The sequence below is a fragment of the Amycolatopsis sp. NPDC104819 genome (assembly GCF_055583145.1).
The window spans coordinates 570,707-591,815 of sequence record NZ_JBVJON010000006.1 but is presented as its reverse complement, the minus strand read 5'-3'; the positions used below and the strand labels follow the sequence as shown (position 1 = coordinate 591,815).

The window sequence follows — 21,109 nt, the reverse complement described above, 5'->3', positions numbered from 1 at the left end:
CGGCGGCGTGGCGGTAATAGGTACCGTGCGATTACTCGAACGTCCCTGTTAGATACTGGCAGCAAGCGAACGGCTACGACGCCGTCGACATCCGGAGGTGCGCGATGGCAAGGGGACAGAGCCCCACGGTTCGCCGCCGGAGGCTCGCGGGCGAGCTGCGCCGGCTGCGGGAAGCCGCGGACCTGACGATCGACGAGGTCGGCGAGAAGCTCGAGTGCTCCGCCTCGAAGGTGAGCCGCATCGAGACCGGGCACGTCGGGGTCACCCCGCGCGACGCCCGCGACATGCTCGCGCTCTACGGGATCACCGGCGACGAGCAGGAGGCGCTCGTCCAGCTGGCCAGGGAGGCCCGCAAGCGCGGCTGGTGGCACGCCTACAACGAGGTCTTCACCGGCACCTTCGTCGGGCTCGAGGCCGACGCCAGCTCGCTGCGCGCGTTCCAGGCGCTGCTGGTCCCGGGGCTGCTGCAGACCGAGCGGTACGCCCGCGCGGTGATCCGGGCGCTGCGGCCGGACGCCGAGGACGCCGAGACCCGCCGCCGCGTCGCCGCGCGGATGGCGCGCCAGGAGCTGCTGTCCGACACCCCGCCGCCGGAGTACTGGGCGGTGATGGACGAGGCCGTGCTGCGCCGCGTCGTCGACGGGCCCGAGGTGATGGCCGAGCAGCTCTACCGCATGGTCGCGCTCGCCGAGAAGCCGAACGTGACCATCCAGGTCGTGCCGTTCGGCGCCGGCGCGCACCCCGGCATGGAGGGCCCCTTCCTGATCATGGGGTTCCCCGAGCAGGCCGACCCGGACGTCGTCTACGTCGACGACAGCACGTCCAGCGGCCTCTACCTGGAGGAACCCACAGACGTGCGGCGCTACGGGCTGATGTTCGACCATCTGCGCGCGGCCGCACTGAAGCCGGACGACTCGGTGGCGCTGATCGCCGAGGCGGCCGGGCGGTTCGCCGAGCAGGCGGCCGTACCGGGTCCGGTGCACCATCCGGAACCGAGGACACAGTAAGGGAGTGGGGACCATGGAAACCGAACTTTCCGGGGCGCGGTGGCGCAAGAGCAGCCACAGCGGCGGCGGCAACGACTGCGTCGAGGTCGCGTTCGTCACCGGCGGCGCCGCCGTGCGCGACTCGAAGGACCCCGAAGGTGGTGCCTTCCGCCTGCCCGCATCGGGTTGGCGTGGGCTGCTGGCCGCGGTGCGGCCCGGCGGCCCGGCCTGCGACTGAGGCGGTTGCGAAGACCCCTTACCCCCGCCGAGCTGGGCTCGGCCGGGAGTAAGGGGTCTTTTCACGTCCAGGCCTGCGTGATCACCCGATGCCTGAGGGGTCCCCTCAGGACGAACCTGAGTGCTACCAACCGGTGAACTCGGGAACAGGGGAACACGATGCACAGCGATCTGCTGCTCGACGCGGTCCGGGCCGAAGCGGCTTACCGGGCCGAGGAACTGCGGAAGGCCGGGCGCAGCGCCTGGGCCGCCCGCGCACGCCGCGCCGTCCGGCACATCCGGGCCGCGCGGAGCGACGTCGACGTCCCGGCGCAGGAGCGCCGCGAAGCCGCGCGGGAGACCGCGGGTGTCGGCGAGACCGCCCGGTAAGGGGCGGGTGATGGTGTCCAAGGCGATAAGCGTGCGGAACTTGTCGGTGGGGTAGGCAACAATGCTCATCGTGCCCCGACTCGGCTCCGGAATCCCGCTCGTCGCCCGTACCCACGAGATGCGGCGGCTCCGCGCCGCCTTCGCCCGGGCCGAACGGGGCGAAGCCGGCGCGGTGCTGCTCTCGGGGGACGCCGGGGTCGGCAAGACCCGGCTGCTGACCGCGCTCGGCGAGCACGTCGGCGGCTGCGGTGGGCTGGTGCTCACCGGCCGCTGCATCGACGTCCGCGAGGGTGGTCTTCCTTATCTTCCCTTCGCCGAGGCGCTCGCCCCGCTGGGCAGCGCGACGGACCCGGCGGTCGCCGCCGCGGTGCGGTCCCGGCCCGCGCTCGGGCGGCTGCTGCCGCAGGGCGCCGGGGTCGAGGAACCCCGCACGGCGGAACACCCGCCGATGACTTCGAACGACCGGGAAACCATGGTGCGTCCCCGGCCGGAGCAGGATCTCGGTCAGCTGCAGCTGTTCGACGCGGTACTGGGGGTGCTGACCGAGATCGCCGAGACGCGGCCGGTGGTGATCCTGCTCGAGGACCTCCACTGGGCCGACGCCTCGACCCGCAACCTGCTGTCGTTCCTGCTCAGCAGGCTGCGGGCGCAGCGGCTCCTGGTCGTGGGCAGCTACCGGGAGGAGGACGTGCACCGACGCCACCCGCTGCGCGGCCTCCTCTCGGAGCTGGTCCGGCTCAACACCGTCGAGCGCGTGGACCTGCACCCGTTCGGCGCGGCCGACGCCCGCCGGTTCGTCGAAGCGCTGGCCGACGAGCCGCTGCCCGCGGACGTCGTGGCCGATATCGTCAGCCGCTCCGAGGGCAACCCGTTTTTCGCCGAGGAGCTGCTCGCCACCAAGACCGAGTGCAACGACCTGCCCGCCGGGCTCGCCGAGGTGCTGCTGTCCCGGCTCGAGCGGCTCTCGCCGGACACCCGCCGGGTCGTCCGCGTGATCTCCGTGGCCAACGAGCCGGTGATGCACGGCGCCCTCGCCGAGGTGTCCGGGCTGGGGGAGCTGGAGCTCGACGACGCGCTGCGCGAAGCCGTCCAGCACCACGTGCTGGTGGTGCTCTCGGACGGCTCGTACACGTTCCGGCACGCGTTGCTGCAGGAAGCGGTGTACGGCGACCTGCTGCCGGGAGAGCGGTCACGCACGCACGCGGCGTACGCCGCCCGGATCCAGGCGCGGCCGCAGGGCCGCGGGCACGACGCGAAGCTGGCCTACCACTCGATGCAGAGCAGCGATCTCGTCACCGCGCTGCCGGCGTCGCTGCGCGCGATGGACGAGGCCGAGAAGCTCGGCGCGCCCGGGTCGGCGCTGCAGCACGTCGAACAGGCACTGTCCATCTGGGACGCCGTCCCGAAGGCGGAGCGGCCCGAGGGCTTCGACGAGCTGCGGCTGCTGCACGAGGCGTCGTACTTCGCGGGCACGTCCGGCGAGCCCGAGCGGGCCGCCGCGTTCGCCCGCTCGGCCACCCAGGCCCTGACCCCGGAGACCTCGAACGACCGCGCCGCGAAGACGTGGCGCCGGCTGGCGGAAGCCCTGCTGGCCCTGGAAGGCACGCTGGACGAGGCGACCGCGGCCATGGACCGTGCCTGGGACCTGGTCAAGGACACCGAGCCGAGCGGGACACGCGCGTGGGTGCTGGCCGGCCGGGCCGGGTTCCTCCGGATCCTCGAACAGCCGGAAGCGGCGCTGGAAAGCGCGCGTGACGCCGTCGCCGACGCGCAGGCGGTCGGGGCGGCGGCCGCCGAAGCCGCGGCCCTGATCACCTTGGGCACGCTCGCCGACTCCGCGGGTGATCCCGTCGAAGCGCGTGAGTGGCTGCGCAAGGCGCAGCGGAAGGCGCGGGACGCCGGCGCGCCGAACACCGAGATCCGCGCGACCTACTTCCTCGCGCTGAGCCACGACGACCACGCCGAGTTCGCCGAAGCGCTGGAGCACGTCGCGACCGGCGTCACCCGGGCCGAAGAGGCCGGGCTCAGCTGGAGCGTCTACGGGCTGGAGCTGCGCGCGCGGCAGCTGACCCTGCGGTACCTGATGGGCGACTGGCCGGACGAAAGCGCGAGCCGGGCCGGACGCGGGGTGTCGAGCGCGGTCGCCGCGCGCATCCTGGCGATCTGGTCGCTGTTCGTGGTTGCCCGTGGCCGGTTCGACGAAGCCGCGAAGCTCATCGCCGGGCTGCGGCAGCACTGGACGGCGGACATCCAGATCCCGCTGTCGGTCGGGGACGCGGGCATCCAGCTGGCGTTCTGGAAGGGTGAGCACGCCGAAGCGGTGCGCCGGGCCGAAGACCTCATCGGCTGGCTGGAACGGATCGAACCCGGCCTGCTGGCCGGCATCCGGGTGGCCGCGGTCGGCGTGACCGCCGCGGCCAGGGCGGCCGCCGAAGCCCGGGTCCACGGTGACCAGGCCGCGGCCGACGCCGCGGTGGCGGCGGGCGAGCGGATGCTGGCGCACGGCCGGATGTGCGCGGTGGTCGGGCAGCCGCGCTCGGGCACGCTCGGGCCGGAGGGCCGGGCGTGGCTGGCCCGGCTGGAGGCGGCGGCGTCCTGCCTGACCGGCCGGGGCGACGCGGCGAAGTGGGCGGCCGCGGCGGAGGCGTTCGGCTACGGCGCCGTCTACGAGCAGGCGATCTGCCGGTGGCACGAAGCCGAAGCGCTGCTGGCGACGGACGCGGACGCGAAGCCCGCGCTCGAAGCGGCCCACGCGGTGGCCATGCGCCTGGGCGCGATCCCGTTGCGCGACGCGGTTCGCGACCTCGGGCACCGGGCCCGCGTCGAGCTGGCGGGAGCCGAACCGCCGGCCCCGGTCCGCACGGTCGCCGACCCGCTGACCGACCGCGAGCGCGACGTCCTGGAGCGCGTCGCACTGGGCCGCACGAACCGCCAGGTCGGCGAAGAGCTGTACATCAGCGAAAAAACGGTGAGCGTCCACCTCTCGCGGGTGATGGCCAAGCTCGGCGCGAGCCGCCGCGCGGAAGCGGTGGCGATCGCCTACGACCGCGGCCTCCTCACGGCCCCCACCGCCGAACACGCGTGACGGAAGGGGCATCACCCGTGATCAGAGGGGCATCACCCGTGATTGGCCGGGCATCGGAGTGATGCCCCTGCAATCACGGGTGATGCCCGCTCAGTCACGCGTGATGCCTGTCAGCGGGGGAGGCGGCGGAGGGCCTTCAGGCCCAGGGTCATGCCGCGGGACCACAGCGAACCCGGGACCCGCTTCGGCGGGCGAAGGGCCAACCCGCGCTGCAGCGCGATCGACTGGGCCTCGGTGTACTTCAGCAGACCCTCGGCGCCGTTGCGGCGGCCGACGCCCGAGTCCTTCATGCCGCCCATCGGGACGCCGACGCTGCCGAACGTCGCGGCGTACCCCTCGTTGACGTTGACCGTCCCGGCCTTGAGACGGGCCGCGACCTCCCAGCCCGCGCGGCCGTTGCGCGACCAGACGCTGGCGTTCAGCCCGAACGGCGTGTCGTTGGCCCGGTTGATGGCCTCGGTGACGTCCGTGTAGCCGTAGATCGAGACCACCGGACCGAACGTCTCCTCCGCGAACGGCACCATCTCGGGCGTGACGCCGGCAAGCACGGTCGGCTCGTAGAACAGCGGGCCGAGGTCGGGCCGCGCGCGGCCGCCGGTGAGCACCGAAGCGCCCTTCGCACGGGCGTCCTCGACGTGCGCGGACACCGTCGCGAGCTGGTCTTCCGACGTCAGCGAGCCCATCCCGGCCTGGTAGTCGAGCGCGCCGCCGAGCTTCAGCGCCGCGGTCCGCGCGACGAACGCGCGGGTGAACTCCTCGCGGATCGACTCATGGACGTAGATCCGCTCGACCGACACGCACAGCTGGCCGGCCGAGGAGAAGCACGCCGTCACCGCGCCCGTCGCGGCCTTCGCGACGTCGGCGTCGGGCAGCACGACCATCGGGTTCTTGCCGCCGAGCTCCAGCGAGTACGACGTCAGCCGCTTCGCGACCTGCCCGGCCAGCTCCTTACCGGTCGGCGTGGACCCGGTGAAGCACAGGTAGTCCGACTCCTCGACCAGCGCGTCGCCGATCTTCGAACCACGGCCGAGCACGATCTGCCAGGTCCCGGCCGGCAGCCCGGCCTCCTCGGCGAGCTCGTGCAGCCACAACGCGGACAGCGCGGTCTGGTTGTCCGGCTTCTGCACCACGGCGTTGCCGGCCGCGAGCGCGGGAAGGACGTCCATCGCGGTGAGGGCGAGCGGGTAGTTCCACGGCGAGATGACCCCGACGACGCCCTTGGGGTGCCGGATCTCCCCGGCGCGGGTCAGGCCGGGGATGACCCCGGCGACGCGGCGCGGGGCGAGCAGCTTCGCCGCGTGCTTGCCGTAGTAGGCCGCGACGAGCGCGGTCGCGCTGACCTCGTCGAACGCGTCGAGCCGGGCCTTGCCCGCTTCGACCTGGACCAGGTCGAGCACCTCGTCCTGCCGGGCGAGCACCAGGTCGTGCAGGCGGGTGAGGACGCGGGCGCGCTCGGCGGGGGAGCGGTCCGCCCACGCGTGCTGCGCGGTCCGGGCGCCGGCGAACACCGCGCGGACGTCGGCGTCGGTGGCCTGGGGCAGGGTCGCGATCGGCTGCCCGGTGAAGGGCGCCCGCATCCGGACCGTCGCCGAGTCCGCGCCACCGGTCACGCGCGCGACGAGCTGGGCCGCCCGCGCCGAGCCCGGCGCCCCGGCCACCCCGCCGACGGTCGGCGGCAGGGGAGTGGCTTCGAGCGCGTTCGCGGGGGTCGTGCTGGTCATGACGTCTCCGTTCCGCGGCGTCCGGAGTTCCGCGCGACGCCGCGCGCAGGTGTTACCGACGGGTACACCATACCGTCGGTACGTCAGATGTTCAGCCTGATGTGAATATGTTTCATGTATTGGGCGGGTTCAGCGGCGGCAGCTGGTAGTTCGGCTCGGTCGGGGACGCCGGCCCCTGCCCGGGGTGCGGGCGCGCCTGCGTGGCGCCGCCGTAGGGATCGTCGGGCTGCTGGGGCAACGGCTGGGCGGGAAACGGCTGCGACTGCGGTCCGGGCTGCGCCGGGAACGGCTGGGACGGCGGCCCCGCCTGGGCCGGGAACGGCTGCGAAGGCGGGTACTGCTGGGCCATCGGGTACTGCTGCGGCGGAACGGGGTAGGGCCGCGACTGCTGCTGGTGCAGCTGGGGCCCGCCGTAGGGCGCCGGTATCCCCGACGGCGCGGTCGCGGGTGCGCGCCGGCCGGCCAGCACCGCGAACACCAGCGTCAGCACCGCGACGGCCCCGCCGCCGAGCAGCAGCCAGAAGCCGGTCCCGGTCGAGTAGTGCGACCGGATCGTGCCCTCGTCGGACTCGTAGCTCAAGGTCGCCGAGACGTCCATGCCGAGCATCCACACCGCCGCGGCCGCCCCGGCGGCGCCGGCCACCAGCGCGGTCCGCGCGCCCGAGCGCACCCCGGCGCGGGCCGAGCGGCGCGAGCCGGCGAACGCCAGCACCGCCCCGGCCAGCAGCACCACGGCGGCCGCGGTCAGCGGGATCCCGTAGTGCGCGACGTGGGTGTTCTCGTAGAACTTCGCGGCCTCGGCGCCCGGTTCGACGCCGAACGTGCGTGACCAGGCGCTGATCGTCTGGCTGCTCTCGGTCTTGTTGTCCACGATCTGCTCGAACGACGTCTGCGGCAGGAACGACCCGGCCACGACGAGCACCGCAGCCAGCGCGCCGAGCATCCCGGCGAGCAGCCGGAAGAGCGCGCCCGGATCGGTGGGCGCCGCGGCGGGCGGAGGGGTGTAGGCGTACGGATACGGGGCTGGCGCACCGGAGGTCATCGGGAACTCCCCTCGTTCGCAGGGGATTGGACCACGAATCCGACGGCGGGATAAGGGGCACTTCGCCTCTTGCCCGGCGGGCTGCTCAGCTCGGCGCAGTCGCTGCGTCCTGGTAGAGCAGGACGGCGATGCGCTTCCACTCCTCGAGCAGCTGACGGCGCCGGTTCGGGTCGCCGCCGAGCTCGGCGTCCAGCGCCAGCCCGCGGGTCAGGTTCACGGTGAGCCAGAACAGCATCTCGGCGCGTTCGGGCGGGAGGTCGCCGGCGACCTGCGTGACGTGCTCGAGCGTGGCGCGGCCGAGCGCGCGGTCGACCGGGCGGATGGCCGCGCGCAGCTCGGGATCGGTGCGGGCGGCGACCCACAGCTCGGTGACGGCGGTCGAGAGGGTGCCCGAGTAGCCGGTCCAGAGCAGGTCGATCGCCGCGGCGACGCCGGTGCCGCCGCTGGGCAGCTCGTCGAGCGACGCCGCGAGCTGGCGCCGCAGCTTCGTCGTCAGGTGCTCGACGGCGGCCGCCATCAGCTCGGCCTTCGCGGTGAAGTGGTGCTGCACCGCACCCTTCGACACGCCCGCCCGCGCGCAGATCTCCTGCACCGACGTGCGTGCGTACCCGACGTCCACCAGGCAGTCGATGGTGGCGTCGAGCAGCGCCGTGCGGGTCTGCTCGCGCCGCTGCGCCTGGGTCCGGTGTGCCGTTTCGGTCACCGCGGCCTCCCTGCTTTACCTACAGGCCGGTACGGATGTACATTCCGCAGTGAACTTACATGCTATTCGTCATGTTTTCCAGCAGGAGGGTCCCGTGCCGCTTCAACTCCCGAAGAGCTCCTGGAGCACGACCGAGCTCGAAGACCTCCGCGAGCTGTCGCGGTCGTTCCTGCAGAAGGAGGCCGTCCCGCATCAGGAACGCTGGGCCGCCGAGAAGAAGGTCGACCGCGAGCTGTGGACCAAGGCGGGCGACGTCGGCCTGCTCTGCCTGTCCATCCCCGAGGAGTACGGCGGGGGCGGCGGCACCTTCGCCCACGAGGCCGTGCTTTACGAGGAGCAGGCGCGCTCAGGCGACAGCGCGTGGGGCGTCACCGTCCACAACGGAATCGTGGCGCACTACCTGAACGAGTACGCCTCCGAAGAGAAGAAGCGCGAGTGGCTGCCGAAGCTGGCCACCGGCGAGCTGGTCGGCGCGATCGCGATGACCGAGCCGGGCACCGGGTCGGACCTGCAGGGCATCAAGACGCGCGCGGTCCGCGACGGCGACCATTACGTCCTCAACGGCGCGAAGACCTTCATCACCAACGGGTTGCACGCCGGCCTCGTGGTCGTCGCGTGCAAGACCGACCCGGACGCGGGCGCGCAGGGCGTCTCGCTGATCGTGGTCGAGACCGACACCCCGGGCTTCCGCCGCGGCCGCGTGCTCGACAAGGTCGGCCTCAAGGGCCAGGACACCGCCGAGCTGTTCTTCGACGACGTCCGCGTGCCCGTCGCCAACCTGCTCGGCGACGCCGAGGGCCAGGGGTTCATCCAGCTGATGCTGCAGCTGCCGCAGGAGCGGCTGATCATCGCCGTCACCGCGGTGGCCGGGCTGGAGGCGGCGGTCGACCTCACGCTCGAGTACACGAAGGAGCGCACGGCGTTCGGCCGGCCCATCTTCTCCTTCCAGAACACCAAGTTCACCCTCGCCGAGGCGGCGACCGAGGCCGCCGTCGCGCGGGCGTTCCTCGACCAGTGCATCGAACGCCACCTCAAGGGCGAGCTCGACGTCCAGGGCGCGGCGATGGCGAAGCTCTGGACCACCGAGCGCGTCAACAAGGTGGTCGACGACTGCGTCCAGCTCTTCGGCGGCTACGGCTACATGACCGAGTACCCGATCGCGCGCGCCTGGGCCGACGTCCGCATCTCGCGGATCTTCGGTGGCACCAGCGAGATCATGAAGGAAATCATCTCCCGCTCGCTCTGAGAGGACCGATTATGAAGGCAGGTCCGCTCAGCGGCCTGAAGGTGGTGGAGCTGGCCGGGCTCGCGCCCGGCCCGTTCGCCACGATGATCCTCGCCGACCTCGGCGCCGACGTGGTTCGCGTCGACCGCGCGACGCCGGGGGAGGACGTGCTCGGCATCCCGACCGACCCCCTCGCGCGCGGCCGCCGCTCGGTCGGCATCAACACCAAGACGCCCGAAGGCGTCGAGCTGGTGCTGAAGCTGTGCGACACCGCCGACGTCCTCATCGAGCCGTTCCGGCCCGGGGTCGCCGAGCGGATCGGACTCGGCCCCGAGGTCGTGCACGCCCGCAACCCGCGGCTCGTCTACGGCCGGATGACCGGCTGGGGCCAGGACGGGCCCCTGGCGAAGGCGGCCGGCCACGACATCAACTACATCGGCATCTCCGGCGCGCTCGAACCGATCGGGCGTGCGGGGGAGCGGCCGGTGCCGCCGCTCAACCTCGTCGGCGACTTCGGCGGCGGCGGGCTGCTGCTCGCGATGGGCATCCTGGCCACGCTGTACGAACGGGCCGGCTCCGGTCGCGGCCAGGTCGTCGACGCGTCGATGGTCGACGGCGCCGCGCTGCTCACCACCAGCCTGCACGGCATGGCCGCGGCCGGGCTGTGGGGTGGCGGCCGCGGGGACAACATGCTCGACGGCGGCGCGCCGTTCTACGACACCTACGAGACCGCGGACGGCAAGTACGTCGCCGTCGGCGCGATCGAGATGCGGTTCTGGGGCGACCTGGTGAAGGTGCTCGAGCTCGACCCGGCCGAACTGCCGCTGCACGTGGACAAGACGCAGTGGCCGCGCCTTCGCGAGATCCTCGCGGCGGCGATCGGCAAGCACACCCGCGACGACCTCGTCGCCCGCGCCGAAGGCACCGACGCGTGCCTGACCCCGGTGCTCGCGCCCGGCGAAGCGGCGTCGCACCCGCACAACGCGGCTCGCGGCACGTTCGTCGAGATCGGCGGGATGGTCCAGCCGGCCCCGGCGCCGCGGTTCGACCGGACGCCACCGGAGACGCCGGAAGCCCCGCGCACCAAGGGATCCGACACCGAAGCCGTGCTCGCCGAGCTGGGTGTCACGGACCTCGGCGCGCTGCGCGAAGCCGGGGTGATCGGCTAGCTCCGGGCCAGGTCGGAGCGCACGACCGAGTAGATGACGCTGTCGCGCCAGTCGCCGTCTCGGAAGCCGTAGCCGCGAAGGACTCCTTCGCGGGTGAAGCCGGCCTTCTCGAGCGAGCGCTGTTCGGCGCGGTTGCCGGTCTCGGTCGTCGCTTCGATCCGGTTGAGCTGGGTGTGCGCGAAGAGGTATTCGACGAGCAGGCGCTGGGCTTCGGTGCCGTAGCCGTGGCCGCGCGCTTCCGAGGCCAGCACGAGCCCGACGTTCCAGCAGTACGACGTCGGCCCGGTCCGGCTGCGGTGCCAGGAGACGAGCCCGAGCACGCGGCTCCCGAGCACCGGCACGAGCATGCCGCTTTCGGTGGTGAGCATCCCGGTCTCGTGCCACCGGCGGCGCAGGTAACCGGGATCGTGCCAGCCGAACCACTGGTGCTCACCGGACGCGGCGGGATCGTTGGTCAGCCGCTCCAGCAGGCCGAGATCGGCTTCGGCGACGGGCCGGAGCACGACTCTGTCGACATCGTCGTCCATCCGGCGACCTTATCGGCCGCTCACCCGGAATCGCGGCGGCATCGCGAGATCCACTCACTAGAGGCATGCCCCGTAACTCCGGGCATCCCCCGTGACTAGCGAGGCATCACGCGTGTCTGCACGGGCATCACCCGTGACTGGCCGGGCATCACCCGTGACTAGGCAGGCATCACGTGTGACTGCGCGGGCATCAGCGCGATGCCCCGCCCATCACGCGTAACGCTCCTCGGATCACGCGTGATGCCCCTCGGGACACGCGTGATGCCCCTTCAAGCACGTGGGGTTGCCCCCTTGGGGCGGACATCTTGATTCCAGACACTGGTCTGGAGAGAGGATGTCCTGGTGTCTCGCAGGTCGAAGTATCCGGAACAGTTCCGTCGTGACGCGATCGAGCTGGCCAACTCGAGTGACCGTCCGTTGCGCCAAGTCGCCCGGGAGTTAGGTGTCAACCACGAGACCCTGCGCTCATGGGTCAACACCGCCAAACAGGCCGCCGAGGCCGACCCGCCGGCAGAGGACCCGGCCGTGGCCGATGAAGTCCAACGGTTGCGGAAGCAGGTCGCTGAGCTGCAGAAAGAGAAGGAGATCCTGCGGAAAGCGGCCGCCTATTTTGCGCGCGAGATGGATCGATGATCTACCGCTACCGGTTCATCTCCGAACACCGCACCACCTTCGGGGTCCAGCGGTTGTGCCGAGTCCTCGGGCTGCGCCGGCAGGGCTTCCACGAATGGGTCGCCGCCGAGGCCGCCCGGGCGGCGCGGGCGGAAGCCGAAGCCGATCTGGTCACCCTGATCGGCGCGATTCATGCCGAGCACCGCGGTGCCTACGGAGTCCCGCGGATCACCGCCGAGCTGCATCGCCGCGGGATCGTGGTGAATCACAAGCGGGTGCAGCGGCTGATGCGCGAGTACGGGCTGGCCGGGATCACCCGCCGCAAACGCCGCACCACCACCCGGCCGGCGGCCGGCCCGGTGGCGCCGGTGGCTGATCTGATCCGCCGTGACTTCACCGCCGAGAAACCGGGACTGCGCATGGTCGGGGACATCACCTGCCTGCCCACCTTCGAAGGCTGGCTCTATCTGGCCACCGTCATCGACCTGCACACCCGCGAAATCGTCGGTCACGCCATGGCCGGCCACATGCGCACCGACCTGGTCTGCGACGCCATCGACCTCGCGATCGCCCGCGGCCTCATCAGCGACGATGCGGTGTTTCACTCCGACCGAGGAGTTCAGTACACCTCCGGCCAGTTCCGCACTGTCCTCGCCGAACACAAGATCCGCCCATCGGTCGGACGGGTCGGGTCCTGCTACGACAACGCCGTCGCCGAAGCGTTCTTCGCCACCTTGAAAACCGAGATCGGCACCACGATCTGGCGCTCCCGCGCCCAAGCCCGCCACGACGTGTTCCGCTACCTGCGCTACTACAACCATGATCGGTTGCATTCCACGGTCGGTCAGAACACCCCAGCCGAGGCCAGGATCAGCTACGGTCACGTCTCAGCTGCCTGAAGAACCGGTGTCCGCCTCCCGGGGGCAACTCCACACGGGTGATGCCTCTCCAGTCACGCTTGATGCCTCTTGGGTCACGCGAAAGTGCCGTGCCGGCCCTCGCCGTCGCTGAACCTCGCCGCGCCGTCGACCGCTTCCGCCGCCAGGACTCCCGCGCCCATCGCCGCGGTGAACTCCACCGTCAGCGCGTCCTCTTCGGACCGGCCCCACTGCCCGAGCGCCGAGAGCCGGTCGCCGCGCAGGCAGGCCTGCGGGAACGCCGCGAGCTGCCGCGCGAGCTCCTGCGCCGCCGACACCGCCTCGCCCGCCGGCACCAGCCGGTTGGCCAGGCCGATCGAAAACGCTTCGTCCGCCTCGACCGGACGTCCGGTCAGGATCAGGTCCATCGCCCGCGACTGGCCGATCAGCCGCGGCAGCCGCACCGTGCCGCCGTCGATCAGCGGGACGCCCCAGCGGCGGCAGAACACGCCGAACACCGCCGTCGTGTCCGCGACCCGCAGGTCGCACCACAGCGCCAGCTCCAGCCCGCCCGCGACGGCGTGCCCGTGCACCGCCGCGATCACCGGTTTGCCGAGCGTCATCCGGGTGGGGCCCATCGGGCCGTCCCCGTCCGGGTGAGTCCGGTTCATCCGCCCGGTGCCGATCGCCTTGAGGTCCGCGCCCGCGCAGAACGCGCCGCCCGCGCCGGTCAGCACCGCGACCGCAGCGCCGGGGTCGGCGTCGAAGGCGCGGAACGCGTCGGCCAGCTCCGCCGCGGTCGGCCCGTCGACGGCGTTGCGGGCGCCCGGCCGGTCGAGGGTGATCGTCGTCACCGCGCCGTCCCGCTCGACCAGCACGTTCCGGGTCATCGCGGCTCCTAGGGGGTTGATCGGGGTGTCTTCCGGGCAAGCCTTCCCTAGAGTATGGACGTGGCCACTCCCAGGACGGGGACGGCGAGCCGGGGAGGAAGCGCATGTCGAGTGGCGTGAAGAAAGTCCTGATCGTGGGCGTCGTGGCCCTCGTGCTCTTCTTCCTGATCACCCAGCCCCACCAGTCCGCCGACTTCGTGCACCGCGTCCTCGGCTGGCTGAAGGACGGCGCCGAAGCGATCGTCACGTTCTTCCGGACGCTCTTCTCCTGACCTCGCACGACCCGCTGACCGGCACCGCATCGGCGGCGCCGGCGGTCACCGTGCGTGTTACCGGGCGGTAAATCACCGAGCGTCACCAATCCCGGATTTCGGACCCTGCACTCGACCATCCGGGTGGATTGCCGCCGAAAACGCGCAGGTCGGCGAATTCGTGGCACCGGGGGTCTGGCGAAGGAGACCACCCCGGCCCTACGGTGCTCACATTGCGTGATCGGGTGGTTCGCCCTCCCCCTCGGAGACCCCCGGTACGCAGGCAGTTTCCACTCAGCAAGGTGCAGGTGGGTGCGTGCGGCACCACCGCGTGGGACAGGCGTCAGGGCCTGTCCGTCGGGGACCTACAAGGAGGCAGGGATGACCGGAGATCCCGGAGTGGACGCGCTGATCCGGCAATGGGCCGCCGAGCGCGAGCAGACCCCCGAAGAGCAGGAGGTCGACCGCATCGCTTCCGCGTGGCTGGCCGACGCGCCTGCCCAGGCCCCGGGCATCCCGGGCCAGCGGGCCCGGTCCGGGCAGCAGCGGTTCGTCCCGGTCGAGTCGGCCGACCCCGGCTACCTCGACGCCATGCGCCGCCGCCTGCCGGAGGTGCCCGAAGAGCTGCTCACGGCCGCCGCGGGCTGGTGGCAGATGGTCGGCGGCGTCGCCGAGGCCGAGGAGTGGTGGGACGCCGGTCTCAGCCCGCTCGACCAGCGAGCCCTCGACTACCGGGCGGCCGGCCTCGCGCCGTCCGACCTGAGCCGGCGGCTCGGCCCGATGACCGTCCTGCAGCACCTCCGCCGCGGCAGCGCCCCGGCCTGGTGCGTCGCGCGCCTCGCGCGGCAGCAGAAGTCCGCCTGACGAGACACTTTCCACTCGGCCGGGTGAACCGGTGTGGTGAGACGATTTCGGCGACCCACGTAACGGTAACCTGCGCGGGCTCGTTGACAGTCTGTCGACACCACGCTGGAGAACCGGAGTTACGTGCGCACCAGGACCGGAAAGAACGAGGACGACCCGATCGACGCGAGCGTCGAGGAAGCCGCCCCCGCCGCACCGGCACCGGCGCCGCGCTCCGCGAGTGTCGCGGTGCTCACCCGGCTGGTCGTGGTCCTCGCCGTGCTGGCCGTGGCCGGCGGCGGGATCTGGCTCGTGACCCGCGCGTCGACGCCCGAGGCGAGCCCGCTCACCACCGAGATCCCCGCCCTGCAGGTCAAGGCGGCCGACGTCCGCCCGGGGTCGGTCGCCCCGGCCGGGGGCGCGGTCGCGGGCGGCGCCGAACAGCAGACTTCCCCGCAGCAGGCCCGCAGCACCGGTCCCGCGACGCTCTCCCAGTGGGCGAGCCAGGTCGCGGGGGCCAGCGGCGTGCCGGCGCGGGCGTTGCAGGCCTACGGCAACGCCGAGCTGGCGATGCGCGCCGACCAGCCGAAGTGCAAGATCTCGTGGGCCACGCTCGCCGGCATCGGCCGGATCGAGTCGAACCACGGCCAGTACGCCGGCGCGGTGCTCGGCGCCGACGGCCGGCCGTCCAAGCCGATCATCGGCGTCCCGCTCGACGGCTCCTCGGGCGTGCAAGCGATCGGGGACACCGACGGCGGCCGTTACGACGGCGACGCCGGTGTGGACCGCGCCGTGGGCCCGATGCAGTTCATTCCGAGCACGTGGCGTAAGTGGGCCTCCGACGGCAACGGCGACGGTCTGGGCGATCCGCAGCAGATCGATGACGCAGCGTTGGCAGCGGCGCGGTACCTGTGCGCGGGCGGCCGGGACATGGCGAGCCCGTCGGGCTGGTGGGCCGGGATCCTCTCCTACAACAACTCGACGGAGTACGCGCAGAAGGTGTTCGGCCTCGCGGACGGGTACGCGAAGGCCGCCCAGTCGGTCCGCAAGCAGGGCTGAGAGCCCGGCCACCCCGCACGCGGTCGGCCGTCGGGCCTCAGCCGCCCAGTGCTAGCGTCGGGTCCGTGCCAGCCTCCCCTCCGCCGGCGGGGTCCCCCTGGGGACGCCGGATCGCGATCGTCGCGACGTGCCTGGTGAGCCTGCTCGTCTGCTGCGGGCTCGCCTGGTGGCAGTGGGACCGCTTCACCTCGGCCAACGGCACGTTCCAGAACCTCGGTTACGTCCTGCAGTGGCCGTTGTTCGGGCTGTTCCCGGCGTTCATGTTCTGGCGGATCCGGAAGCTGCGGCAGAAGGCCGAGGCCGAACCGGCGCCCGTCGTGCCGCCGGTCGCCGAGGTGCCCGCCCCCCGCCCCCGTCCGGACGCGCCGCGGCACGACACGGACGAAGACGAGGAGCTGGCCGCCTACAACCGGTACCTGCGCGAGCTGAACGCCCGCGACCAGCAGGCCGCAGAGTGAGGACGACCCGATGACCACCAGCACCGAAGGCGCCGCGCAGACCGCGGTGCCGTTCACCGGCCCCCTGGTCCGGTTCCGCACCGCCGCCTACGTCACCGGTGTCGGCCTGCTCGGCCTCTGCTTCGTGATGGTGCTGCGGTACGGCTTCGACAACCCGACGCCGTCGGCGGTCTACTCGCCGATCCACGGCGTGCTGTACATGATCTACCTGGTGCTGACCATCGACCTGGCGATCAAGGCCCGCTGGTCGATCAAGGGCACCGTGCTCGTGCTGCTGGCCGGGTGCGTCCCGTTCGTCTCGTTCCTCGTCGAGCGCCGGGTGACGCACAAGGTCAAGGCCGGGCAGAAGCTGTAACCCGCCGGAAGGTCAGCGCCACCAGGAACGTGCACGCCGCGAACCCCGCGGCGGTCGCGAACGCGGCGGTCATGCCGTCGACCGTGAGCTGGGCTCCGGTCGTGCCCGCCGAGCGGGTCACCGCGCCGAACACCGTGACCAGCACGGCGAGGCCCAGCGTGCTGCCGACCTGCTGCATCGCCTGCAGCACGCCGCCCGCCGCGCCCGCGTCCTCGTTCGGCACGGTCGCCATCACGATCACGTTGAGCGGCGCGAACGCCAGCCCGCCGCCGAGCCCCATGAGCAGCAGCGGCCCGAACAACGCCGGGAAGTACGTGCTTTCCGTCGTGAGCTGGGCGAGCCAGACGACGCCGGCGACCATGAGCAGCGACCCGGTGATGGCCAGCGGTTTCGGGCCGTAGCGCGGAAGCAGCCGTGGCACGAGCCTGCTCATCGTGAAGATCAGCACCGCCATCGGCAGGAATGCGAACCCGGTGGCCAGCGCGGCGAAGTGCCGGATGTCCTGCATGAACTGGGTGAGGAAGAAGAACATCGACATCATGGCCATCGGGCCGAGGAAGAAGCTGACGTAGGCCGCGCTGCGGTTGCGGTCGGCGAACAGCCGCAGCGGGACCAGCGGCGTCGCCGTGCGGGCTTCGATGGCGACGAACGCCGCGAGCAGCACGAGCCCGCCGACGAGCGAGGACAGCGTCACGGTGTTGCCCCAGCCGTCGGACGCGGCGTGGGTGAAGGCGAACACGAGCGAGCCGACGCCGAGGGTGCCGGTGACCGCGCCGGGCAGGTCCAGGTGGGCGGGCCGGCGCGGCGGCTCGGGCACGAACCGCGGTGCGAGCAGGACGATCGCGAGGCCGAACGGGACGTTGATGAACAGCGCCGCCCGCCACGAGATCCACTCGGTGAGCAGGCCGCCGACGATCAGGCCGATCGCGAACCCGCCGCTGGACATGGCGGAGAACAGCGCCAGCGCCCGGACCCGGGCCTTGACTTCGGAAAACGTGGTCGTGACCAGGGCCAGGGTGCTCGGCCCCGCCATCGCGGCGCCGACACCCTGCAGGACGCGGGCGGTGATGAGCAGGGCGGCCGAGTCGGCCAGGCCGCCGGCCAGCGAGGCGAGCGTGAACACGGCGACCCCGGCGACGAACATCCGGCGCCGCCCGAACAGGTCGCCCGCCCGGCCGCCGAGCAGCAGCAGGCCGCCGAAGACCAGGCTGTAGGCCGTCATCACCCAGGACAGGCCGGTGGCGGAGAACCCCAGGTCGGCCTGGATGCGCGGGAGCGCGACGTTCATCACCGTCGCGTCGAGGATGAGCATGAGCTGGCAGGTGAGGATGATCGCGAGGACCAGCCCGCTGCGGCGGGCCGGGGCAGGCTCGACCGCACGATGGATCGTTTGCTGGGACAAGAGATACTCCCCCGAGGAGTAAGAGAAGAAGCGGAGATGTTCTCCACTTGCGTGCGATCCGATAATATGGAGAGCGTCTCCGGATGCGCAAGTGAATTCGGAGAATCTCTCCGGTTACGTGGCGAGGAGGCCGGGATGCCGGGCACGGAGCGGCCGATGCGCGCGGACGCGCGGCGCAACTACGAGCGCATCGTCGCGACGGCGAACGAGCTCTTCACCGCGCACGGCGCCGACGTGCCGCTCGACGACGTCGCCAAGAAGGCGGGCGTCGGAGCGGGCACGCTCTACCGGCACTTCCCGACCCGCGAGAAGCTCTTCGAAGCGGTCTACCGCGACGAGATCGAGGTGCTGGCCGACCGCGCGTACGTGCTGCACGAAGAGCTGCCGCCGTGGGAGGCGCTCGAGGCGTGGCTGACCGAGCAGGTCACCTGGGTCGTGGAGCGGCACAAGCTGGCCACGATCCTCAAGGAGTCGATCGACTCGGGCTCGGAGACGTTCCTGTACTGCCAGCAGCGCCTGCGCGCGGCGACGGGCGTGCTGGTCGACACCGCGCGCGAGGCGGGCCTGATCCGCGGCGACGTGGTCGGGGCCGACGTCCTGCGGCTGGGGCACGGCGCCGGCATGGCGGTGCGCAACTGCAGCCCCGAGGACGGCAAGCGGGTGCTGACCGTGATCTTGGACGGCCTGCGCGCGTGACGCAGGCCGTCCGCCGGGTCAGCCGCCGATCCCGGTGAGGGACCGGACCTCCATCTCCGCGTGCTTCTCCGCATCCGCCTTCGGCTTGCCCAGCAGGGTGCCGACGAAGCCGCAGAGGAACGAGAACGGGATCGACACCAGGCCCGGGTTCTTCAGCGGGAACCAGGCGAAGTCGATGCCCTTGACGATCGAGTCCGCAGAGCCGGAGACGACCGGGGAGAAGAGCACCAGCACCAGGGACGCGGCCAGGCCGCCGTAGATGCCCCAGAGCGTCCCGGTCGTGTTGAACCGCTTCCAGAACAGCGAGTACAGCAGCGTCGACAGGTTCGCCGACGCGGCGACGGCGAACGCCAGGGCGACCAGGAACGCGATGTTCTGGCCGTTCGCCAGCACACCGCCGACGATGGCGAGCGCCCCGACCGCGATCGCGGTCAGCCGTGCCACCCGGACCTCGTCGGCCGGTTCCGCCTTGCCGCGCTTGAAGATGTTCGCGTAGACGTCGTGGGCGAACGAAGCCGACGCGGTGATCGTCAGCCCGGCCACGACGGCGAGGATCGTCGCGAAGGCGACCGCGGCGATGATGCCCAGCAGCAGCGTCCCGCCGACGTGCAGGGCGAGCAGCGGCGCCGCCGAGTTCTCCCCGCCCGGCGCGGCCTTGATCTCGTCCGCGCCGACCAGCGCGGCGGCGCCGAAGCCGATCACGAGCGTGCATAGGTAGAAGACGAACATGCACGCCGTCGCCCAGACGACGCTTCGCCGCGCCTCGCGGGAGTTCGGCACCGTGTAGAAGCGCATGAGCACGTGCGGCAGGGCCGCCGCGCCGAGCACCAGGGCCAGGGCGAGCGACACGAAGTCGAGCTTGGTGGTGCCGTTCTTGCCGTACGAGCCGCCGGGTTCGAGGAGCTTGTCGCCGAGCGGGCTGTTGTCGGCCGCCGAGGACAGCAGGTTCGAGAACCCGAAGCCGAACTTGCCGAACAGGAACACCGTGAGCAGCACACCGCAGAGCAGCAGGATCGTCGCCTTGATGATCTGCACCCAGGTGGTGCCCTTCATCCCGCCGACCAGCACGTACAGCACCATGACCAGCCCGACGACGCCGATCACGAGCGCCTGGCCGAGCTTGGAGTGCACGTTGAGCAGCAGGGCGACCAGGCCGCCGGCGCCCGCCATCTGCGCGAGCATGTAGAAGAACGAGATCACCAGCGTCGACGTCGCCGCCGCCGCGCGGACCGGGCGCTGCTTCATCCGGAAGCTCAGGACGTCGCCCATCGTGAACCGGCCGGTGTTGCGCAGCAGCTCCGCGATCAGCAGCAGGTCCACCAGCCACGCGACGAGGAACCCGATGGAGTAGAGGAAGCCGTCGTAGCCGTGGATCGCGATGGCGCCGGCGATGCCGAGGAACGACGCGGCGGAGAGGAAGTCGCCCGAGAGCGCGATGCCGTTCTGGCGGCCGGTGAACGCGCTGCCCGCGGCGTAGTAGTCCGCGGTCGAGGAGTTCCGGGTGCTGGCCCGGTAGACGACGTACAGCGTGATCGCCACGAAGAGGGCGAACACGGCCGTGTTGACGATCGGGTTGCTGGCGGGGGTGCCTTCGGCGGCGAGGGTGGTCATCGGCGCGGTCCTTCCGGAAGGCCCGCCCGGGCCCGGAGCTCGGCGACCCGCGGGTCGAGGTGGCGGCGGGCGTAGCGCAGGTAGAGCCAGGTGACGAGCGCGGTGCTGGCGAACTGGCCGATGCCGAGCAGGATGCCGACGTTGACCTGGCCGAACACCTTGTGGCTCATGAAGTCGTGCGCGTAGGCCGCGAGCAGCACGTAGGTCATGTACCAGGCGAAGAAGGCGAAGCTCATCGGGAAGACGAACGCCCGGAACCGCCGCCGCAGCGAGACGAACTCGGGGCCGGCCTGGATCCCGGCGTAGTCGGGCCCCGTGCGGGGAGGGGGTTGGCGGTGGGCGCCGGACGGGCGGTCCCCGGTGAACAGGGCCGGCAGCTGACCGGTCTCCTCGAGGGCGTTGCCCGTCACGGGGCGCGCGACGTCGTACATGGGTGCCTCCGGCGGAATGCCTGCGTGGCGGCGGTGGCCCGGGGACGCCTGCGGGCAGGGCGCCGGGCCGCCCTTGCGGACTGCGAGTGGACATCGTAACTAGGCCGTCCGGCCGAGTCGGCAGGCGGCCGGGTGGGGCAGGCTCCCGGAACGCGCGGTATTCGATTTCCTGTCGAAAGTGTCGAATCCCCGTTTGCTACATGATCACGGACAGATCACCCTATTGATGAGAAGAATTGTGACACGACGTTGTCGTCTTGTGTCGGGGTTGCGGCGAACGAGCTAATCCTGCAAGGACTGTGTAGTCGTTCGTCACTCAGGGTGTCCATGCCAGGGTTCAGTAGCGCGGGAGAGGGTCCTTCGAGAGCGGGCGCGGCGGCGAAGATCCACTGGTCAACCAGGGGTCTCGAAAGAAATCACCGGGTCGGGCGACGGTGGGGGTGAACGCCACAACATCGGGCACATCTTGAGACTTGACCCACCCGATGGGGGTACCGAGTGTAGATCGTCCGAGGGATGTGGTTGCCCTGGGTGGGCTAATCGGGTGACGGCCGGACGCCTCTTGGCACCGCGTCCGGTA

Annotated in this window: 22 protein-coding genes; 14 read left to right on the top strand and 8 right to left on the bottom strand. The window is 71.6% G+C overall.

From position 1 onward, the window contains the following. Positions 1-104: 104 nt before the first annotated feature. The 4 genes from ACZ63E_RS22210 to ACZ63E_RS22195 all read left to right on the top strand — a co-directional run bounded on the left by ACZ63E_RS22210 (position 105) and on the right by ACZ63E_RS22195 (position 4,677). Entirely contained in the window at positions 105-1,007 is a 903-nt protein-coding gene (locus tag ACZ63E_RS22210) for a helix-turn-helix domain-containing protein (RefSeq protein WP_465338011.1), read from the top strand. A gap of 13 nt (positions 1,008-1,020) precedes the next feature. Next, on the top strand, positions 1,021-1,224 hold the full coding sequence (locus tag ACZ63E_RS22205) for a DUF397 domain-containing protein (protein WP_465338010.1): 204 nt from the start codon (positions 1,021-1,023) through the stop codon (positions 1,222-1,224). A gap of 158 nt (positions 1,225-1,382) precedes the next feature. Then, on the top strand, positions 1,383-1,592 hold the full coding sequence (locus tag ACZ63E_RS22200; RefSeq protein ID WP_465338009.1) for a hypothetical protein: 210 nt from the start codon (positions 1,383-1,385) through the stop codon (positions 1,590-1,592). A gap of 61 nt (positions 1,593-1,653) precedes the next feature. Then, a complete protein-coding gene (locus tag ACZ63E_RS22195; protein WP_465338008.1) occupies positions 1,654-4,677 on the top strand; it encodes a helix-turn-helix transcriptional regulator in 3,024 nt (1,007 codons plus the stop codon). A gap of 110 nt (positions 4,678-4,787) precedes the next feature. On the opposite strand, the gene ACZ63E_RS22190 is transcribed toward ACZ63E_RS22195, so the two are convergent. The 3 genes from ACZ63E_RS22190 to ACZ63E_RS22180 all read right to left on the bottom strand — a co-directional run bounded on the left by ACZ63E_RS22190 (position 4,788) and on the right by ACZ63E_RS22180 (position 8,143). Further along, positions 4,788-6,398, bottom strand: a complete 1,611-nt coding sequence (locus ACZ63E_RS22190; RefSeq protein ID WP_465338007.1) for a succinic semialdehyde dehydrogenase — start codon at positions 6,396-6,398, stop codon at positions 4,788-4,790. Positions 6,399-6,510: 112 nt separating this feature from the next. Next, positions 6,511-7,440, bottom strand: a complete 930-nt coding sequence (locus tag ACZ63E_RS22185) for a hypothetical protein (RefSeq protein WP_465338006.1) — start codon at positions 7,438-7,440, stop codon at positions 6,511-6,513. Positions 7,441-7,525: 85 nt separating this feature from the next. Then, positions 7,526-8,143: a TetR/AcrR family transcriptional regulator gene (locus ACZ63E_RS22180; RefSeq protein ID WP_465338005.1), complete on the bottom strand. Its 618-nt coding sequence runs from the start codon at positions 8,141-8,143 to the stop codon at positions 7,526-7,528. Between the two features lie 94 nt (positions 8,144-8,237). On the opposite strand from ACZ63E_RS22180, the gene ACZ63E_RS22175 reads away from it, so the two are divergent. Together ACZ63E_RS22175 and ACZ63E_RS22170 are read left to right on the top strand one after the other, a co-directional pair. After that, positions 8,238-9,389, top strand: coding sequence for an acyl-CoA dehydrogenase family protein (locus ACZ63E_RS22175; protein WP_465338004.1), 1,152 nt, complete (start codon positions 8,238-8,240; stop codon positions 9,387-9,389). A gap of 11 nt (positions 9,390-9,400) precedes the next feature. Next, positions 9,401-10,537, top strand: coding sequence for a CaiB/BaiF CoA transferase family protein (locus ACZ63E_RS22170; protein ID WP_465338003.1), 1,137 nt, complete (start codon positions 9,401-9,403; stop codon positions 10,535-10,537). Here ACZ63E_RS22170 and ACZ63E_RS22165 read toward each other — a convergent pair. Further along, complete coding sequence (locus ACZ63E_RS22165; RefSeq protein ID WP_465338002.1) at positions 10,534-11,064, bottom strand: GNAT family N-acetyltransferase; 531 nt, start codon at positions 11,062-11,064, stop codon at positions 10,534-10,536. The two genes, ACZ63E_RS22170 and ACZ63E_RS22165, sit on opposite strands and share 4 nt — an antisense overlap. Before the next feature lie 342 nt (positions 11,065-11,406). Here ACZ63E_RS22165 and ACZ63E_RS22160 point away from each other — a divergent pair, with 342 nt between their 5' ends. Further along, on the top strand, positions 11,407-11,697 hold the full coding sequence (locus ACZ63E_RS22160) for a transposase (RefSeq protein ID WP_465338001.1): 291 nt from the start codon (positions 11,407-11,409) through the stop codon (positions 11,695-11,697). Further along, positions 11,694-12,575, top strand: coding sequence for an IS3 family transposase (locus ACZ63E_RS22155; RefSeq protein WP_465338000.1), 882 nt, complete (start codon positions 11,694-11,696; stop codon positions 12,573-12,575). Before ACZ63E_RS22160 ends, ACZ63E_RS22155 begins: the two co-directional genes overlap by 4 nt. A 74-nt stretch (positions 12,576-12,649) precedes the next feature. Here ACZ63E_RS22155 and ACZ63E_RS22150 read toward each other — a convergent pair whose 3' ends face one another. Beyond that, positions 12,650-13,423: a crotonase/enoyl-CoA hydratase family protein gene (locus tag ACZ63E_RS22150; RefSeq protein ID WP_465337999.1), complete on the bottom strand. Its 774-nt coding sequence runs from the start codon at positions 13,421-13,423 to the stop codon at positions 12,650-12,652. 104 nt (positions 13,424-13,527) lie between these two features. Between ACZ63E_RS22150 and ACZ63E_RS22145 the strand changes: the two genes are divergently transcribed. From ACZ63E_RS22145 to ACZ63E_RS22125, 5 genes are all read left to right on the top strand, one after another. Next, positions 13,528-13,695, top strand: a complete 168-nt coding sequence (locus ACZ63E_RS22145; protein WP_465307636.1) for a hypothetical protein — start codon at positions 13,528-13,530, stop codon at positions 13,693-13,695. Positions 13,696-14,055: 360 nt separating this feature from the next. Continuing rightward, positions 14,056-14,538 carry a helix-turn-helix transcriptional regulator gene (locus ACZ63E_RS22140; protein WP_285483327.1) on the top strand — a complete coding sequence of 161 codons (483 nt, stop codon included), beginning with the start codon at positions 14,056-14,058 and terminating at the stop codon, positions 14,536-14,538. A gap of 123 nt (positions 14,539-14,661) precedes the next feature. After that, positions 14,662-15,576 carry a lytic transglycosylase domain-containing protein gene (locus ACZ63E_RS22135; RefSeq protein ID WP_465307634.1) on the top strand — a complete coding sequence of 305 codons (915 nt, stop codon included), beginning with the start codon at positions 14,662-14,664 and terminating at the stop codon, positions 15,574-15,576. Between the two features lie 65 nt (positions 15,577-15,641). After that, positions 15,642-16,034, top strand: a complete 393-nt coding sequence (locus ACZ63E_RS22130; RefSeq protein WP_465337998.1) for a hypothetical protein — start codon at positions 15,642-15,644, stop codon at positions 16,032-16,034. 10 nt (positions 16,035-16,044) lie between these two features. Continuing rightward, entirely contained in the window at positions 16,045-16,389 is a 345-nt protein-coding gene (locus ACZ63E_RS22125; RefSeq protein ID WP_465337997.1) for a DUF3817 domain-containing protein, read from the top strand. Here ACZ63E_RS22125 and ACZ63E_RS22120 read toward each other — a convergent pair. Continuing rightward, positions 16,367-17,791, bottom strand: coding sequence for an MFS transporter (locus ACZ63E_RS22120; RefSeq protein WP_465337996.1), 1,425 nt, complete (start codon positions 17,789-17,791; stop codon positions 16,367-16,369). The genes ACZ63E_RS22125 and ACZ63E_RS22120 overlap by 23 nt on opposite strands. 135 nt (positions 17,792-17,926) lie before the next feature. Between ACZ63E_RS22120 and ACZ63E_RS22115 the strand changes: the two genes are divergently transcribed. Next, positions 17,927-18,487, top strand: coding sequence for a TetR/AcrR family transcriptional regulator (locus ACZ63E_RS22115; protein ID WP_465337995.1), 561 nt, complete (start codon positions 17,927-17,929; stop codon positions 18,485-18,487). Positions 18,488-18,505: 18 nt separating this feature from the next. Here the strand turns inward: ACZ63E_RS22115 and ACZ63E_RS22110 are convergent, their stop codons facing one another. Further along, positions 18,506-20,098, bottom strand: coding sequence for a solute symporter family protein (locus tag ACZ63E_RS22110; protein ID WP_465307626.1), 1,593 nt, complete (start codon positions 20,096-20,098; stop codon positions 18,506-18,508). After that, positions 20,095-20,529, bottom strand: coding sequence for a DUF485 domain-containing protein (locus tag ACZ63E_RS22105; RefSeq protein ID WP_465337994.1), 435 nt, complete (start codon positions 20,527-20,529; stop codon positions 20,095-20,097). Before ACZ63E_RS22105 ends, ACZ63E_RS22110 begins: the two co-directional genes overlap by 4 nt. Positions 20,530-21,109: the final 580 nt, after the last annotated feature.

Excerpts from the sequence above, each read along its gene's own strand:
- ACZ63E_RS22125 (WP_465337997.1), top strand. The coding sequence starts at position 16,045 with ATGACCACCAGCACCGAAGGCGCCGCGCAGACCGCGGTGCCGTTCACC.
- ACZ63E_RS22155 (WP_465338000.1), top strand. The coding sequence starts at position 11,694 with ATGATCTACCGCTACCGGTTCATCTCCGAACACCGCACCACCTTCGGG.
- ACZ63E_RS22140 (WP_285483327.1), top strand. The coding sequence starts at position 14,056 with ATGACCGGAGATCCCGGAGTGGACGCGCTGATCCGGCAATGGGCCGCC.
- ACZ63E_RS22165 (WP_465338002.1), bottom strand. The coding sequence starts at position 11,064 with ATGGACGACGATGTCGACAGAGTCGTGCTCCGGCCCGTCGCCGAAGCC.
- ACZ63E_RS22210 (WP_465338011.1), top strand. The coding sequence starts at position 105 with ATGGCAAGGGGACAGAGCCCCACGGTTCGCCGCCGGAGGCTCGCGGGC.
- ACZ63E_RS22105 (WP_465337994.1), bottom strand. The coding sequence starts at position 20,529 with ATGTACGACGTCGCGCGCCCCGTGACGGGCAACGCCCTCGAGGAGACC.
- ACZ63E_RS22115 (WP_465337995.1), top strand. The coding sequence starts at position 17,927 with ATGCCGGGCACGGAGCGGCCGATGCGCGCGGACGCGCGGCGCAACTAC.
- ACZ63E_RS22205 (WP_465338010.1), top strand. The coding sequence starts at position 1,021 with ATGGAAACCGAACTTTCCGGGGCGCGGTGGCGCAAGAGCAGCCACAGC.
- ACZ63E_RS22170 (WP_465338003.1), top strand. The coding sequence starts at position 9,401 with ATGAAGGCAGGTCCGCTCAGCGGCCTGAAGGTGGTGGAGCTGGCCGGG.
- ACZ63E_RS22190 (WP_465338007.1), bottom strand. The coding sequence starts at position 6,398 with ATGACCAGCACGACCCCCGCGAACGCGCTCGAAGCCACTCCCCTGCCG.
- ACZ63E_RS22185 (WP_465338006.1), bottom strand. The coding sequence starts at position 7,440 with ATGACCTCCGGTGCGCCAGCCCCGTATCCGTACGCCTACACCCCTCCG.
- ACZ63E_RS22150 (WP_465337999.1), bottom strand. The coding sequence starts at position 13,423 with ATGACCCGGAACGTGCTGGTCGAGCGGGACGGCGCGGTGACGACGATC.
- ACZ63E_RS22200 (WP_465338009.1), top strand. The coding sequence starts at position 1,383 with ATGCACAGCGATCTGCTGCTCGACGCGGTCCGGGCCGAAGCGGCTTAC.
- ACZ63E_RS22145 (WP_465307636.1), top strand. The coding sequence starts at position 13,528 with ATGTCGAGTGGCGTGAAGAAAGTCCTGATCGTGGGCGTCGTGGCCCTC.
- ACZ63E_RS22110 (WP_465307626.1), bottom strand. The coding sequence starts at position 20,098 with ATGACCACCCTCGCCGCCGAAGGCACCCCCGCCAGCAACCCGATCGTC.
- ACZ63E_RS22195 (WP_465338008.1), top strand. The coding sequence starts at position 1,654 with ATGCTCATCGTGCCCCGACTCGGCTCCGGAATCCCGCTCGTCGCCCGT.